This is a genomic window from Streptomyces marincola (assembly GCF_020410765.1).
In the GTDB taxonomy this organism is placed as follows: domain Bacteria; phylum Actinomycetota; class Actinomycetes; order Streptomycetales; family Streptomycetaceae; genus Streptomyces; species Streptomyces marincola.
This window is the reverse complement of record NZ_CP084541.1, coordinates 4,267,520-4,281,776: the sequence shown is the minus strand read 5'-3', so window position 1 is coordinate 4,281,776 and position 14,257 is coordinate 4,267,520. Positions and strand designations below refer to the sequence as shown.

14 protein-coding genes are annotated in these 14,257 nt (G+C 75.0%); 8 read left to right on the top strand and 6 right to left on the bottom strand.

All coding sequences use genetic code 11. The annotated features are described in order from the left end of the window. Positions 1-181 precede the first annotated feature (181 nt). Positions 182-964 carry a FadR/GntR family transcriptional regulator gene (locus LC193_RS18785; RefSeq protein ID WP_226075757.1) on the top strand — a complete coding sequence of 261 codons (783 nt, stop codon included), beginning with the start codon at positions 182-184 and terminating at the stop codon, positions 962-964. A 204-nt stretch (positions 965-1,168) separates the two neighbouring features. Then, complete coding sequence (locus LC193_RS18780; RefSeq protein ID WP_226075754.1) at positions 1,169-2,281, top strand: ferric reductase-like transmembrane domain-containing protein; 1,113 nt, start codon at positions 1,169-1,171, stop codon at positions 2,279-2,281. A gap of 67 nt (positions 2,282-2,348) precedes the next feature. On the opposite strand, the gene LC193_RS18775 is transcribed toward LC193_RS18780, so the two are convergent. After that, a complete protein-coding gene (locus LC193_RS18775; protein WP_226075752.1) occupies positions 2,349-3,173 on the bottom strand; it encodes a DJ-1/PfpI family protein in 825 nt (274 codons plus the stop codon). After that, positions 3,170-4,156 carry a GlxA family transcriptional regulator gene (locus LC193_RS18770; RefSeq protein WP_404819542.1) on the bottom strand — a complete coding sequence of 329 codons (987 nt, stop codon included), beginning with the start codon at positions 4,154-4,156 and terminating at the stop codon, positions 3,170-3,172. Before LC193_RS18770 ends, LC193_RS18775 begins: the two co-directional genes overlap by 4 nt. Positions 4,157-4,762: 606 nt before the next feature. On the opposite strand from LC193_RS18770, the gene LC193_RS18765 reads away from it, so the two are divergent. The 5 genes from LC193_RS18765 (at position 4,763) to LC193_RS18745 (ending at position 9,522) form a co-directional block, all read left to right on the top strand. Continuing rightward, on the top strand, positions 4,763-4,963 hold the full coding sequence (locus LC193_RS18765) for a hypothetical protein (RefSeq protein ID WP_226075747.1): 201 nt from the start codon (positions 4,763-4,765) through the stop codon (positions 4,961-4,963). Then, positions 4,951-7,254: a heavy metal translocating P-type ATPase gene (locus LC193_RS18760; RefSeq protein WP_226075746.1), complete on the top strand. Its 2,304-nt coding sequence runs from the start codon at positions 4,951-4,953 to the stop codon at positions 7,252-7,254. The genes LC193_RS18765 and LC193_RS18760 overlap by 13 nt, the downstream gene beginning before the upstream one ends. Continuing rightward, complete coding sequence (locus LC193_RS18755) at positions 7,251-7,736, top strand: copper chaperone PCu(A)C (protein ID WP_226075744.1); 486 nt, start codon at positions 7,251-7,253, stop codon at positions 7,734-7,736. Before LC193_RS18760 ends, LC193_RS18755 begins: the two co-directional genes overlap by 4 nt. Before the next feature lie 284 nt (positions 7,737-8,020). Continuing rightward, complete coding sequence (locus LC193_RS18750) at positions 8,021-8,749, top strand: hypothetical protein (RefSeq protein ID WP_226075742.1); 729 nt, start codon at positions 8,021-8,023, stop codon at positions 8,747-8,749. A gap of 389 nt (positions 8,750-9,138) precedes the next feature. Further along, on the top strand, positions 9,139-9,522 hold the full coding sequence (locus tag LC193_RS18745; protein ID WP_404819438.1) for a sigma-70 family RNA polymerase sigma factor: 384 nt from the start codon (positions 9,139-9,141) through the stop codon (positions 9,520-9,522). Between the two features lie 117 nt (positions 9,523-9,639). Here the strand turns inward: LC193_RS18745 and LC193_RS18740 are convergent, their stop codons facing one another. Together LC193_RS18740 and LC193_RS18735 are read right to left on the bottom strand one after the other, a co-directional pair. Continuing rightward, positions 9,640-10,278 carry a class I SAM-dependent methyltransferase gene (locus LC193_RS18740; protein WP_226075740.1) on the bottom strand — a complete coding sequence of 213 codons (639 nt, stop codon included), beginning with the start codon at positions 10,276-10,278 and terminating at the stop codon, positions 9,640-9,642. A gap of 83 nt (positions 10,279-10,361) precedes the next feature. Further along, a complete protein-coding gene (locus LC193_RS18735) occupies positions 10,362-11,282 on the bottom strand; it encodes an oxidoreductase (RefSeq protein WP_226075737.1) in 921 nt (306 codons plus the stop codon). 141 nt (positions 11,283-11,423) lie between these two features. Between LC193_RS18735 and LC193_RS18730 the strand changes: the two genes are divergently transcribed. Beyond that, positions 11,424-12,377, top strand: coding sequence for a helix-turn-helix transcriptional regulator (locus tag LC193_RS18730; RefSeq protein WP_226075734.1), 954 nt, complete (start codon positions 11,424-11,426; stop codon positions 12,375-12,377). Positions 12,378-12,411: 34 nt separating this feature from the next. Here the strand turns inward: LC193_RS18730 and LC193_RS18725 are convergent, their stop codons facing one another. After that, positions 12,412-13,029, bottom strand: coding sequence for a hypothetical protein (locus LC193_RS18725; RefSeq protein ID WP_226075730.1), 618 nt, complete (start codon positions 13,027-13,029; stop codon positions 12,412-12,414). A gap of 35 nt (positions 13,030-13,064) precedes the next feature. Next, a complete protein-coding gene (locus LC193_RS18720) occupies positions 13,065-14,171 on the bottom strand; it encodes a hypothetical protein (protein ID WP_226075728.1) in 1,107 nt (368 codons plus the stop codon). Positions 14,172-14,257 lie beyond the last annotated feature (86 nt).

Sequence of the window (14,257 nt, the reverse complement as noted above, 5' to 3'; positions counted from 1 at the left end):
GCGCGAACGGTCAAGACCTGTGCGCCCATCGGCCACCTCAGGGGTGACCGGCGGACATCCCATGTCCTATCTCCGATGGCAGAATGTGAACCCCAGGTCAAGAGTTGGTGATCGCTTCCGACCGCGACGGCGCGCTTCGGGGCAGCGCACCCACGGCAGCGCACAGGAGGAAGAGGCAGCCATGGCAGCCCGCCGCATGATGTCCCTGGAGGTGCAGGGCCGGATCAAGGAGCTGATCCTCGGCCACCGGCTGGCGCCGGGCGACCCGTTGCCGACGGAGAGCGAGATGATGGAGCTGTTCGGCGTCAGCCGGAACTCCGTCCGCGAGGCGCTCAAGGCGCTCCAGGCGGTCAGCATCGTCGACATCAGGCACGGCTTCGGCACCTATGTCGGGTCGCTCAGCCTCGACTCGTTCGTCGACGGCATGGTCTTCCGCGCGGCCGTGCGCCACCGCAGGGGCGAGGCCAGCCTGTACGAACTGCTGGAAGTGCGCGAGGCGTTGGAGTCCGGGCTGATCTTCACCGTCGCGGAGCGGCTGCCCGCGGAGGACCTGGGCGCGCTGCGCGAGGTGGTGCGCGCGATGGAACGGGAGGCCGCCGCCGGCCGCGTCACCGCGGCCACCGACCGCGCGTTCCACCTCGCCCTCTACCGCTCCCTCGGCAACCACCTGCTGAGCGAGGTGCTCGACGCGTTCTGGTCGGCGTTCCACCGCGTCCGCGAGGAGCTGGCCGAGGACACGGGCGACCCGCACGTCACGTGCGCCAGGCACCGCGCGATCGTCACCGCGCTCGAAGCGGGCGACGGAGCGGGCGCCGCCGACGCGATGCGGCACCACTTCGCCGGCATCCGCGGGGTGCTCTCGGCGAGCGCGCCCGCGCCCCGGGCAGCGGCGGCGCCGACCGGCGAGCGGGGCGGCGGCGTTCCGCGACAGGTGCGCGCCCGTTCCGGCGGGGTGGCGGAATAACGGCCGGAACGCCCCGCGCATTCGACGGCTTACGGCGACCTCCCGGGACTTCCCGCGATGTCTGTATTCGGCAACCGGACCGATGTCTTCCGTGGCACGGAAATCGCGGTTAACCTCATTGCCCGGGAGCGCGAGACCGACATCCTCGCCGCGGTCGCCCGCATGGCGGCCCGTCGGCACGCGATAGGGAAGTGGAGTCTTGCGATGGCAGAAGTCTCCGGACCGCCGGCGTCCTCGGCACGAAGAAAGGCGGAACGCCGCAGAGGTTTCGACTGGGCCGGTCTGCGCGCGGACCTGCGGGGCGCGATACCCGACGCCTCCCTGGCCCTGGTGATCACGCTGCTGATCTACTGGCTGCTCTACGTGCGCGTGGAGAACGGCACGTCGGCGACCACGCAGATCATGCCGATGCTCGCGGACGCCGACAAGTACTGGATGTACTGGATGTGCCAGGCGTTCGGCTGGTCGGCGATGCTGTGGGCCTACGTCACGGTGATCTTCGGACTGCTGCGCTCGGGGCCGAGGCCGGCCCAGGGGCGGCTGTCGGCCGCCCGGCTGGAGAAATGGCACCGCACCACGAGCCTCACCACGATCGGGCTCATGTTCATGCACGCCCTGTTCTTCTTCACCGACCAGCTGCGGTCCAACCAGGAGAGCTGGTCGTTCGGGCGCAGCCTGTGGACCGCGTTCGTCGACGTGTGGGTGCCGGGCGGGTACGCGACCGGGACCGGGCGCGTCGCCATCTTCATCGGCCTGCTGGCGTTCTACCTGGCCATTCCGCTCGGACTCGCCTACTACCTGCGGCACAGGACGGGCCCGCGCATGTGGCTCGCCCTGCACCGCTTCGTCATCGTGGTGTACATACTCAGCGCCTGGCACACCATCCTGTACAGCAGCCAGGCCTGGTACGACGGCCCGTTCCGCACCCTGCTGTGGGCACTCCAGCTGCCGATCGCCGGGCTGCTCCTCCTGCGGCTGCTCGTCCCGGCGAGACCCGCGGAACGGCTGCGCCTGCGCGGGACCGGCCGGCCCGGCCGGGTGGCGCTGCCCGTGTCCGCGCGGCTGGCCGGGCGGATCGCGGTGGTGGCCGCCTTCCTCGGCATGGTGGCGGTCATCGCCAGCGGCGTGGACGGCGGACGTTCGGCCCACGCCCACTCGACGCCGCCCTGGCCCGAGAAGTGGGTGATCTGGGCCGGTCTGCTGGCGTTCACCGTCGCCATCGTCGCGGTCGTCCACCGGCTGCGGATCAGGACCGAGCCGCCGGCCGGGGCGGCCGTTCCCGAGGAACGGCCTGCGGCCCCGGCGGAAACCCCGTAGCGGCAGGGCGGTACGGCGTTCCCCGGGGCGGCGGCGCGCCGCCGCCCCGGGGGCGGGCCCTGCGCCCCTAGACCTGGGAGCGGGCCAGCAGGTCGAGGGCCAGTTCCTTCTGCTCGGGAGTCGCCCGCGCCGCGTTGCCCGCGTCGAACGGAGGCGCCGGGTCGTACTCGACGGCGAGTTGGATGCCCTTGCCCACCTCCTCGCCCGCGAGGAGGGCGGCGAGATACAGCGACATGTCGATACCGGCCGATACCCCGGCGGCCGTGATGATCCGGCCGTCGCGGACCCAGCGTTCCGCCCGGTAGTCGACGCCGAGCGCCGTTTCCAGGTACTCCGCAGAGGCCCAGTGGGTCGTCGCGGCCCGGCCGCGCAGCAGCCCCGCCGCCGCCAGGATCAGCGACCCGGTGCAGACGGACGTCGTCCACCGCGTCCCCCCGTGAACGCGGCGGATCCAGGACAGCAGCGCCGGGTCCTCCATCGCTCCCCTCGTTCCGCGCTCGCCCGCGCCCGGCACGAGCAGCACGTCGAGGCGGTCGACCTCGTGCGTGGCCCGGTCGGCGACGACGGCCACGTCGCCGGTGTCCGTGCGGACCTGGCCGCGCCGCTTGCCGATCATCACCACGCTCGCGCCGGGCAGGCGGGACAGCACCTCGGCGGGCCCGGTCGGGTCGAGCAGGCTGTAGCCGTCGTACAGCAGGATGCCGATCACCGGCCCGCCCCCGGCGCCCGCGGGCCGAGCCGGACCCGCCGCGGCGGCCGGTCCCGCCGCGGCGAGCCCGGAGCCCGCCAGCACGGAGGCGGCCACCGCGCCCCCGAGCAGCGTTCTGCGGTTCGTCGTGTTCGCGCCCCTGGTCGCATTCCCGTCGTTCGTCGTGTGCCTGTGGTCTGTCATGGCACGGGAGTCTGGCCGCCGGCCCGCGGACGCGGGGCCGGGCTGTCCCGCATCCTGCGAATCGTGTCGCCCGTGGCCCCATAGTGGTCGAGCAGCGCCTGCCTGAGCGTCTCGGCGGACCCGAACCCGCAGCGCCTGGCGATCGCGGCCAGCGGCAGGGCGCTGGTGCGCAGCAGGTGAACGGCGGCCTCCGCGCGCACCGCGCGCACCGCCCTGGCCGGGGTCGTGCCCAGGTGCGCGGTGAACAGCCGCGCCAGGTGGCGCCTGCTGACCCCGGCCCGCGCGGCGAGCGCCCCCGGGCTGAGGTCGTCGGTGAGGTGGCCCGCGATGTGCCGAAAGAGGTCGGCGACGGCCCGGTCCCTCGGCGGCGGTGTCGCGAGGTAGGCGCTGATCTGCGCCTGGTCGGCGGGCCTGTGCACCCACGTCACCAGCTCGCGGGCGACCGCGCGGGCGAGCGTGGGCCCGTGGTCGTCCTCGATCAGCGCGAGCGACAGGTCGAGGGCGCTGACGACGCCCGCCGACGTGAAGACGTTCCCGTCGCGGACGTGCAGCGGGCTCAGGTCCACGGCCACGGCCGGGTAGCGCCGCGCGAGCCGCGCGCCGTAGCGCCAGTGCGTGGTCACGCGCCGGTGGTCGAGCAGCCCGGCCGCCGCGAGCACCTGCGCCCCCGTGCACACCGAGGCGACGCGCGCCGACCGGCGCGCGAGGCGTTCGACCTGCGCGACCAGCGCCTCGTCCCGCGCGGCGGCCTCGGCGCCCACCCCGCCGGTGACGATCAGCGTGTCGAGCGGCCAGGTCACGTCGGCCAGGCGCCGCCGGGCGCCGATCCGCAGGCCGGACGAGGTCGGCGCGGCACGCCCGCCGAGGGTGGCGACCTCGACCCGGTAGGGCGGGTCGGCGCCCTCGCCGTTGGCGACGTCGAACGCGCCGGCCGGGCACGCGATGTCGAGGATCTGCGCCCCCTCGTAGGCCACGAGGAGCACCCGGCGGGGCGCGTTCCGCCCCCGGCCGCCGCGCGGCGGGCCGTCCGGTGGAGCGGCCGGGCTCGATGTCGTGCGCATGAGGGCACCTCCCGTGCCATGCCGGGCCGGCCGGCCGCGGGGGCCGCGTTCCGGGGGTTCCGGCGGGGTTCCGGCGGGGTTCCGGCGGGGTTCCGGCGGGGTTCCGGCGGGGTTCCGGCGGGGTTCCGGCGGGGTTCCGGCGGGCGAGAACGGCATTTACCGTCTTGAGGGGTCGGCTGCGGAGCGCTTCCGGTTCCCGGCGAATTCCGCTTTCCCGGTTTCCGGGTTCTTCGAGTTCCCCGGCTTCGCAGGCTTCGGGTCGATGGGGAATTGCGCGGGAACGCGGCGACCGGGGAGGACAACTCCTTTTTCGCCGTCGGTGGGAAAGGCCGTCGGGTTCCCGGCGCGCCCGCGGCAATTCCGTGCCGCCCGCGACGGCCGTTCCCCGGCGCCGCGGCTCCTGTCCGGCGCGGCCCCGGCGGGGCCGGGAACCGGACCGCCCTCCCATCCGACCGGTAGGCCGGGGCATCCCGGCAGCGGGGCCGGCCCCGGACGCGTCCACCACCTCGGAGCCACCCGGGAGTCACCGTGCACGACAGCAGAGCCGAACGTTCCGCCGCGCCGCGGAGCGGGCTCGCCGCCCCGGCCGGCTTCCTCGTCCTCCTCGCCGTCCTGTTCGCCGCCGCCTACGCCGCCGGTTCCGCGGTGGGCCCGGTGGCGCCGGGACCGCGTCCCGCGGGCGAGGAGCAGCCGCTCGACGGACCGGGACACGGCGGATGTGGCCACTGATGGCCGAGGCCGCCGCGCACCGGGTCACCACGGAACTCGCCGTGGGCGGGATGACCTGCGCCGCGTGCGTCAACCGTGTGGAGCGGAAGCTGGCGCGGCTCGGCGACGTCAGCGCCGTGGTCAACCTCGCCACCGGCCTGGCCACGGTCGACCACCCCGCGACCGTGGCACCCGGCACCCTCGTCGAGACGATCGAACGCGCGGGGTACACCGCGCGGCCGAGGGACCCGGAGCCCGCCGCGCCCCGGGACCCCGCCCCGGACCCCGCCCCGGACGGCGAGCGCGCGGCGGAACGGCACCGGCTGCTCGCCACCGCCGCGCTCGCCGTCCCCGTCGTGGTGCTCTCGATGGTTCCGGCCTGGCAGTTCCGCAACTGGCAGTGGCTGTGCTTCGTGCTCACGGCCCCCGTCGTCACCTGGGGCGCCTGGCCGCTGCACCGGCGCGCGCTGCGCGGCCTGCGGCACGGGACCGCCACCATGGACACGCTCGTGTCGATCGGCGTGGCCGCGGCGTTCTCCTGGTCGGCGTACGCGCTGTTCCTCGGCGGGGCGGGCGAGCCCGGCATGGTCATGCCGATGACCCTGTGGCCCGCCGGCGGCCACGAGGACGCCCACCTCTACCTGGAAGCGGCCGTCGCCGTCCCGCTGTTCGTGCTCACCGGCCGCCACCTGGAGGGCCGGGCCAGGCGACGCACCGGCGCGGACCTGCGGGCGCTCGCCGCCAGGACCGTCAAGGAGGTGACGCTGCGCGAGAACGGCCACGAGCGGCGCGTTCCCCTCGAACTGCTGCGCCCCGGCGACGAGTTCGCGGTGCGGCCGGGCGAACGGGTCGCCACCGACGGCGTCGTCGTCTCCGGCGGCTCCGCGCTCGACCTGTCCCTGGTCACCGGCGAGAGCGCGCCGGTCGACGTGGGCCCGGGACAGGCCGTCGTGGGCGGCGCGGTCAACGGCGGCGGCCGGCTGACCGTGCGCGCCACGGCGGTCGGCGCGGACACCAGGCTGGCCGGGATCGGCCGCCTGGTCGCCCGCGCGCAGGCCGACAAGGCGCGCGCCCAGCGCGTCGCGGACGTCGTGGCCGGGCACTTCGTGCCGGCCGTCCTTGCCGTCGCGGTCACCGTTCTGGGCTTCTGGCTCGGCGCCGGGGCCGGCCCGGGGGCCGCCGCCACCGCGGCGGTCGCGGTGCTCGTCGTCGCGTGCCCCTGCGCCCTCGGCCTCGCCACGCCCACCGCGCTCCTGGCCGCGACCGGGCGCGGCGCCCGGCTCGGCGTGCTGGTCTCGGGGGCCCGCGCCCTTGAGGCGCTGCGCCGCGTCGACACGGTCGTGCTGGACAAGACCGGCACGCTCACCACGGGCGCGATGACCGTCACCGGCGTCACGGCAGTGCCGGGTGGCATCGGCGCCGAGGCGGCGATCCGGCTGGCCGCGGCCGTCGAGCGGGACTCGGAGCACCCGATCGGCCGCGCGCTGACCGCCCACGCGCGGCGCGGGCGCGACGGCGGCCCGCTGCCCGCGGTGACCGGGTTCCACGCCACCCCGGGCAGCGGCGTCCGCGGCGCCGTCGAGGGGCGCCGGGTCGAGGTGGAACGCCCCGACGGGCCGCTGCCCGCGCCGCTGGCCGCCGCCCTGGCCGCGGCCGAGGCCGCCGCGCACACCGCCGTGCTGCTGCGCGTCGACGGCCGGGCGCAGGCCCTGTTCGCGGTGGGCGACGTGCTGCGCCCCGGCAGCTACCGGGCCGTGGACCGGCTGCGGCGGCTCGGCGTCGAACCCGTGCTTGCCACCGGCGACCGGGAGGCCGCCGCGCGGGCCGCCGCGGCGGCCCTGCGCATCACCGAGACGCACGCCGGGCTCACCCCCGAGGACAAGGCCGCGCTCGTCGGCCGGCTCAGGGCCGCCGGGCGCCGGGTCGCGATGATCGGCGACGGGGTCAACGACGCGGCGGCCCTGGCCCGCGCCGACCTCGGCATCGCCATGGGCGGCGGGACCGACGTCGCCATCGGCGCGGCCGACGTGACGCTCGTGCGGGCCGACATCGAGGCCGTGGCCGACGCGGTGGCGCTCTCCCGCCGCACGCTGGCCACCATCAGGGCGAATCTCGGGTGGGCGTTCGCCTACAACGCGGTCACCGTGCCGCTCGCCGCGATCGGCTGGCTGAACCCGATGGTCGCCGCGGCTGCCATGTCCGCGAGTTCGCTGCTCGTCGTCGCGAACAGCCTCCGGCTGAGCTCCTGGGAGCCCGGCCGCGGCCGACCCGCCCCGGCGCGGGGCGGGCGCCGGGCGGGGGCGCGCCGGTGAGCGCGCGCCCGCGGCGCGAGGCGCTGCTCGCCGCGCTGGTCCCGCTCGCCGCCGGGGCCGCGGCCCTGCTCGGCCTGACGGCCTGGACGCTGTCGGGGGCGGCGGGCCGGCCGGCCACCATGGCCGTCACCGCGCCCGAGGTGTTCCTCACCTACGCGGAACGCCCGGTCACCTCGGCCTACTTCACCCTGCGCAACACCGGCGGCAGCGACGACCGGCTGATCGCCGTGACCTCGGACGAGGCCGAGGACGTGATGCTGAGCGCCCACCACCACGCGGCGTCGGGCAGCGGCGGCATGCGGATGACGGACGCGCTCGCGGTGCCCGCCGGCGCGACCGTCCGGATGAGCCCGTTCACCGTCAGCGTGATGCTGACCCCGGAACGCCGCCTGGCCGAGGGCGACACCGTGCCGTTCGTCCTGCGCTTCGCGCACGCCGCGCCGGTGCGCGTCACGGCCACGGTCGTCAGGCCGGGCACCTGACGCGGCGGGGCCCGCGGCGGGCGGCGGAGGCGTGTTCGGGACGGGTCCGTTCCGCCCGGCCGGGTGCGGGCGCCCGGCCGGGTGCGGGGCCGACATCCCGGCCGGTTCCCCGCCGCGGGAGCCGGCGGGTTCGCGCGCGGATGCCCCGGCGCACAGCCGCGTGTCGGCGGGCACCTGGGCGGGCGGGCCGTCCGCGCACGGGGGTCCCGCCCGCGGCTCCCGCGCGGGAACGCCCGTTCCCCGGCCGCTCCCGCGCCCGCGCGCGGTGAGACGATAAGGGCGTCATGCAGCCGGGCTGGGCGTTACGCGGCATCAGGGCGGCCTCGTTCGCCGGGGTGTGCGTCGTGCTCGCGCTGACCGGGCACGTCCACATGTCCGGGATGGCGGTGCCGGCGCCGGTGGCGCTCGCCGCGTTCGGCGCGGTGGCGGGCGCGGCCTGGGTGCTGGGCGCCCGGCAGCGCGGTCCTGTGGCGATCACGTCGGCGACGGTGGCGGCGCAGGCCGGGCTGCACGCGCTGTTCTCGGCCGCGCAGCCGGCCGCTTCCCCGCCCCCGGGGCCCAGCCCCGTGCAGGCACTCGCCGCCAGGCTGCTGTGCGGGCACCCCGCGGGCCACCATCCGGGCCCCGAGGAAGCCGCGCACATCGTGGCGATGTCCGGACTCGCCGCCCCCGAGCACCACCACTCGCACCCGGGCGCGGGCGCCGGCGTGGCCGCCGCGCTGCACGCCGGCCACGACGGCGCGGCCTCGGGCGGCATGCTGGCCGCCCACCTGGCGGCGGCCGTCCTGTCCGGCCTGTGGCTGGCCAGGGGCGAGCGCGTCGCGTTCTCCCTGCTGCGCCTGCTCGGCGCGCGGCTCGCCGCGCCGCTGCGCCCGCGCACGACCCGCGCGCTCGCGGTGCCGCCACCCGCGCGCCCGCCCCGCCCGGCGGACCGGCCGGGCGCGCCGCGCCTGCGGCTGCTCCTGCACACGGTGATCTCACGGGGTCCGCCCGCCGCGCCCGCTGTCCGCTGACAGCAGGCGCCACCCGCCCCCGGGCCGTTCCGTGCCCGGCGGGCGGCGGGCCGGGCCGCGCGACGGCCCGGCGGTGACCGCGCGGCCCGTTCGCACGGGCCGCTCCCTCTCATCCGAGGACATCGACGTGACCATCTCCGTCCTGCCCACGCCCGCCGCGCGGCGCGCGGGCCGCCCGGCCGGCGAACGACCTGCCGGCGAACGGCCCCACGAGCCGGCCGACGAGGGCACCCGCATCGCCCTGCGGGCCGCCCGCTCCAACGCACCCGAGGACGTGGCCCGTTTCATCGCCGTGTTCCAGCGCGACGTGCGCTCCTACATCGGGCTTCTCGCCCCCCGACACCGACGGCGTCGACGACCTGACGCAGGAGACGCTGCTGCGGGCGATCGTGTCGCTGCGCCGGTTCGAGGGCCGTTCGTCCGCCCGCACCTGGCTGCTCTCCATCGCCAGGCGCACCGTCGTCGACAGCGTGCGCCGCGCCTCGGCCCGGCCGCGGATCAGCCACGCCGACGACTGGCAGCTGGTGGCCGAACGGTGCCAGCCGCGCGACCTGCCCGGCTTCGACGAGGGGATCGCCCTGCGCGAACTCCTCGGCCTGCTGCCGGCGGAACGGCGCGAGGCGTTCGTCCTGACCCAGCTCCTCGGCCTGTCCTACGAACGCGCCGCGGCGCTGTGCCGGTGCCCCGTGGGCACCGTCAGGTCCCGCGTCTCCCGGGCGCGCGCCGAGCTGGCCCGCCTGCTGGCGGCGGCGGAGGGCGACCTGGCCGGCTGACCCGGGCCCCTGTCCCGCCCGGCCGCCGGCGGCCGGGCGGGACAGGGTGTCCCCGCGCGGCCTGAACGCGCGGGCGTGCGCCGTCCGGAGGCGGCGCGCGCCCGCACGGGAGCGGCGCTACCGCGCGAGCATGAGGAGGTGGCCGCGGCGGAAGCGTTCGTTCTCGCCCGGCTCGCGCAGCATCCGGCCGACCTCGTCGAACCCGGCCGCGCCGGCCAGCGCGGCGAGGTCGTCGACCGGCCAGCGGTAGGCCGTCGTCACCTTGTGGTCGAACGCGGTCACCGGCCCGCCCTCGGCCTCGAAGAAGCCGAGCAGAAGCGGGCACCCCGGGACCAGAACCCGGCGGAACTCGGCCAGGTAGGCGGGGACTTCGCTCGGCAGGGCGTGGATGAGCGAGTACCAGGACAGAACGCCGCCGAGCACGCCGTCGGCCAGGTCGAGGGCGTCGATCGCACCGACCTCGAACCGCAGCCGGGGGTGGGCCCGGCGGGCGAGGGAGATCATGACCGGCGACAGGTCGACGCCGAACGCGTCGAGCCCAAGATCGCGCAGGTGCGCCGTCATGTGCCCAGGTCCGCAGCCGAGTTCGGCCACGGGCCCGGCACCGGCCCCGCCCGCGAGCTCGGCGAACGCGGCGAGCACCGCGCGGTCCAGCGGGAAGGGGCCGAGCGCGTCGCGGGTGAGTTCGGCGTAGCGCACGGCGATGGCGTCGTAGGCGTCCACCGTCTCGCGCAGGTGGGAAGGAAGTCCGGTCACGGGCCGCCACCCTAACGCGCCCGCGCAACACGCCCGCGCGCCGCCCAACACGCCCGCGCGCGTTCGGAGACAGTCAGAGGGATTCAGAGATAGGTGACGTCCGTCAGGTCCTCGGCCGCGCGCCACAGCTGCCCGCCGACGGCCGGATCGGCCGCCGCGCCCTCGCGCTCGACCTCGGTGACCGGTCCGCGGATCTGCCGCTTGCCCGCGGGACCGAAGAACTGGCCGCCCCGCACGCCGGGGGCCGTCGCGGCGTACAGCTGCGGCCGGGCGCCCCGTTCCACCGACTGGAACGCGAGCTGCGTGGCCCGGTCGATGAACCGCGCGACCGGGCCGTGCTCCTCGTACGCCCGGGTGCTGAGGTTGCTGCGGCAGATCCCCGGGTGCGCGACGACACTGATGGCGGACGAGCCGGCCGCCCGCAGCCTGCGGTCGAGCTCGAAGCCGAACACCGTGCTCGCGAGCTTCGAACGGGCGTACGCCTGCCGGGGTTTGAAGTCGCGCCGCATCATGAGGTCGTCGAAATCGAGGCGTGCGGTGCGGTGGTAGATCGAGCTGATGCTGACCACCCGGGACGCGTCCGCGCGGCCGAGGCTGCCGAGCAGCAGGCCGGTGAGGGCGAAGTGGCCCAGCACGCTGACGCCGATGTGGGCCTCGAAGCCGTCGTCCGTCGTGCGGCGCGGGCCGAGGTGGAGCACGCCGGCGTTGTTGACCAGCAGGTCGAGCGCGGGGAAGTCGGTGGTCACGCCCTTCGCGAACGCGCGCACCGACGCGAGCGAGGCCAGGTCCAGGTCACGCACCTCGACCTCCGCGCCGGGGACGTCCTCCCTGATCCCGGCCGCGGCCCGCTCGCCGGCGGCGGGGTTGCGCACGGCCATGACGACACGAGCCCCGTGCCGGGCGAGTTCGGTGGCGGTGATCAGGCCGAGGCCGGAGTTCGCGCCCGTGACGACGGCGACCCGACCTCGCTGGTCGGGCATCTGGCTTGCGGTCCATTCGGGCATGGCCGATGCTCCTGGGAAGTGGTGTCCACGGCTGGGCGACGCGGACGACGTTAGGTCCGGAACCGCGCGGCCCCCTCGCACCCGTTTTCCTGGGAATCACAGACCTACCTTCCGCCCGGGTCCGACCGGCAGACTGTCGGCATGGCTGCCGACCGCCCGTTCGCCCGTGAACTCGGTGACTTCCTGCGCGCCCGGCGAAGCCGGCTGCGCCCGCAGGACGTCGGCCTCGAACCGGGTCCGCGCCGCAAGGTCGCCGGGCTCAGGCGCGAGGAGATCGCGCTGCTCGCCGGGCTGAGCACCGACTACTACCAGCGCATGGAACAGGGCCGCGACGTGCGGCCCTCCGACGACGTCCTCGACGCCCTCGCCACCGCGCTGTCCCTGGACGAGGGGGAACGCCGGCACCTGTTCACCCTCGCCAGGGCGGCACGCCGCCCGAAGCCCGCCCAGGCGCGCCGCGCGCCCGAGCACGTGCCGGACGGCACCCGCCGGCTGCTGCGCACGATGGGAACGCCCGCGGTGGTGCTCGGTCTCCACCTCGACCTGCTCGCGTGGAACGGACTCGCCGAGGAGTTGTTCGGCGCCCCGGCCGACTTCCCGCCGCACCGGCACAACACCCTCGTCGCGCTGTTCCAGGACCCCGAGACCCGCATGCGCTGCCCCGATTGGGAGGCCACGGCCCTCCAGTACATCGGCATGCTGCGGACGGCCGTCGCCACCGACCCGTCCCACCCGCGCGCCACGCAGATCATCGGTGAACTGAGCATCCGCAGCGCCGACTTCCGGCGGTTCTGGGCGCGGCACGACGTGCGGGAGACCGTGCACGGGACGAAGCTGGTCCGGCACCCGCAGGTCGGGGACATCGCGGTCGAGTGGGACACCTACCCGCTGCCCGGCAATCCCGGGCCCGTGCTGCTCGTCTACACCGCCGAGCCCGACAGTCCGGACGCGGAACGCCTCCAGCTGCTGGCGTCGATGCGGGCCGCCAAGGAACGGCGGGACGCGCGGGAACGGCGGGACGCGCGGGAGGGTCGGCAGGAGCCGACCGGCGGGAGGACACGGCACGAGGGGCGGCGCGGCCCGACCGACATGTGAGGTGGCGCGGTCCCTGCCCCGAGGCGCCGCCTCCTCACCACGGCGGGCCCTTGGGCCCCCAGTTGATCACCGACGAGATCTTGTCGTTCCAGCCGCTGGCCGCCAGGTAGGACAGGGAGCAGGGGGCGTTGAGCATGTACTCGTTCCCCCGGAAATCGATGTGCTCGAAGATCGAGTAGGCGAACCGGCACGCCGAGATCGAGGAGAACACGTCGTTGGCGCCGTAATAGCGCAGATCGGCCACCTTCTCATCGGAGGGAACGCGAAATCCGTTGCCCTGCCAGTCCATGTGCACCCACAGATCCAGATGACTGGGGACCTGGTGCGGCTCGTAGCAGTATCCGTACGCCGCGCGCAACTGCCCGCCGACCCGCATTCTCGCCGCCTCCCTCACCATGTGCGTGCGATCGGTGAAGGCCGCGATGGCAGGGTCGGACTCGTAGGCCGTCGGCGTCATGTAGAGCGGGCCGTCGATTTCCTCGTTCATGCGGTCCAGGTTCTCGACGAGGGTGCCGTCGAGGAGAAGCGGGATACACGGCAGGAACGGACGTTTCCTCGGAACGTGCGCGCGATCGGCCCACAGCGCGGCGAAACGCTCTTCCGGCACGCCATGCAATGGCGTGGGCTCAGGCCCCGTATCGGACACTGACACACTGCCTCCTCGCGTCTCCTGGTCCGTAACGCCCCTCAGGGCACCATGTGAATGGCGATGCTCCTGATCAGCCATCTGAAGTCGGGCGTGCTGTGGATGACGACGTCATTGGTCCAGGAGGTCGCTGTCGTCCTGGTGCCGACCCGCACGACCACGAATTGCCCGGCGGGAATGACGCCGTCGCCGACCATCCTGCGGACGACCGTCGTGCCGACCGGGACGAAGCGGCGGAACACCTCCTCGGTGGCGTCGGTCCGCCAGTGGAAGTGCGAAGTCCCGGCGAAGGAGGGACCCGGCACGTTCGGGTGGAGGACGTGCGTCATCAGGAAGTTGTCCTGGTTGGTGCTGGAGTCGGACCAGCCCCACTCGTCCTCGGTGCGCAGGGAGTGCGTGGCCAGTTGGCACTGGGCCTCGACCGTCAGGCTCACCCTGCCGGTCATTCCGGGCTGGAACCAGAAGGCGATCTGTGCGTCGGCCACCGCCTCGGCGAAGTCGAAATCGCTGGCGTCGTCGTTGGTGAGCCGCACCTGATGGCCGACGATGCCGCTCGACGGCACGAGGGTCACGAATTGGTCGCCGCGGAATCCGCTGCCGGAGAGGTTGGCGAAGTGGAAGCCGCGCTGGAATCCGCTGAAGGGCGGGCCGGTCGCGAAGGCGCGCGGCTCGGCGGCGTCGCCGCCGGGCTCGCCGCCGTCGGCCGGGTACGCGGCGTCGGCGCTCCCGATGGGCGGCGACCGGAAAATGTCGGCCAGCCCCTCGTGCTGCTCACGCAGAATACGCGCCAGCTCTTCCGGGGCGACGCCCTGTCCGCGGAGGAAGACATCCGCCCGTTCGCGTCGTTCGCGGTGCAGCTCGCCGTAGTCCGACGTCAGTCCGCGCGGCGGCAGCATCAGGTCGCGAACCCTGAGCCCTTCCCGCCACAGGAAATGGCGGAATCGGACGTATTCTTCCGCACCGAACAGGCCGCGCACGCGTTCCTGAATCCCGCTGACGAGGTCGCGAGCCTTGACCTGTCGCGCGCCGAATTCCGCCGATTCCCGTTCCGCGTGGGCTCGCCCGACCTCCTCGGCCATGGCGCGCGCCTCGGCCGGAACATCAGGGTCCAGAGGAATTCGACTGAGGGAGCTGATGCCGTCGCGCATGGCTTCTCCGCCCGTCCTGTGCGGCTGATTCCCTTTCCCTTTCCGATGGTACTGACGTCCGCGCGACGGGCCACTCGGAGTCGTCG

Excerpts from the sequence above, each read along its gene's own strand:
- LC193_RS18785 (WP_226075757.1), top strand. The coding sequence starts at position 182 with ATGGCAGCCCGCCGCATGATGTCCCTGGAGGTGCAGGGCCGGATCAAG.
- LC193_RS18780 (WP_226075754.1), top strand. The coding sequence starts at position 1,169 with ATGGCAGAAGTCTCCGGACCGCCGGCGTCCTCGGCACGAAGAAAGGCG.
- LC193_RS18775 (WP_226075752.1), bottom strand. The coding sequence starts at position 3,173 with ATGACAGACCACAGGCACACGACGAACGACGGGAATGCGACCAGGGGC.
- LC193_RS18760 (WP_226075746.1), top strand. The coding sequence starts at position 4,951 with ATGTGGCCACTGATGGCCGAGGCCGCCGCGCACCGGGTCACCACGGAA.
- LC193_RS18750 (WP_226075742.1), top strand. The coding sequence starts at position 8,021 with ATGCAGCCGGGCTGGGCGTTACGCGGCATCAGGGCGGCCTCGTTCGCC.
- LC193_RS18735 (WP_226075737.1), bottom strand. The coding sequence starts at position 11,282 with ATGCCCGAATGGACCGCAAGCCAGATGCCCGACCAGCGAGGTCGGGTC.
- LC193_RS18730 (WP_226075734.1), top strand. The coding sequence starts at position 11,424 with ATGGCTGCCGACCGCCCGTTCGCCCGTGAACTCGGTGACTTCCTGCGC.
- LC193_RS18720 (WP_226075728.1), bottom strand. The coding sequence starts at position 14,171 with ATGCGCGACGGCATCAGCTCCCTCAGTCGAATTCCTCTGGACCCTGAT.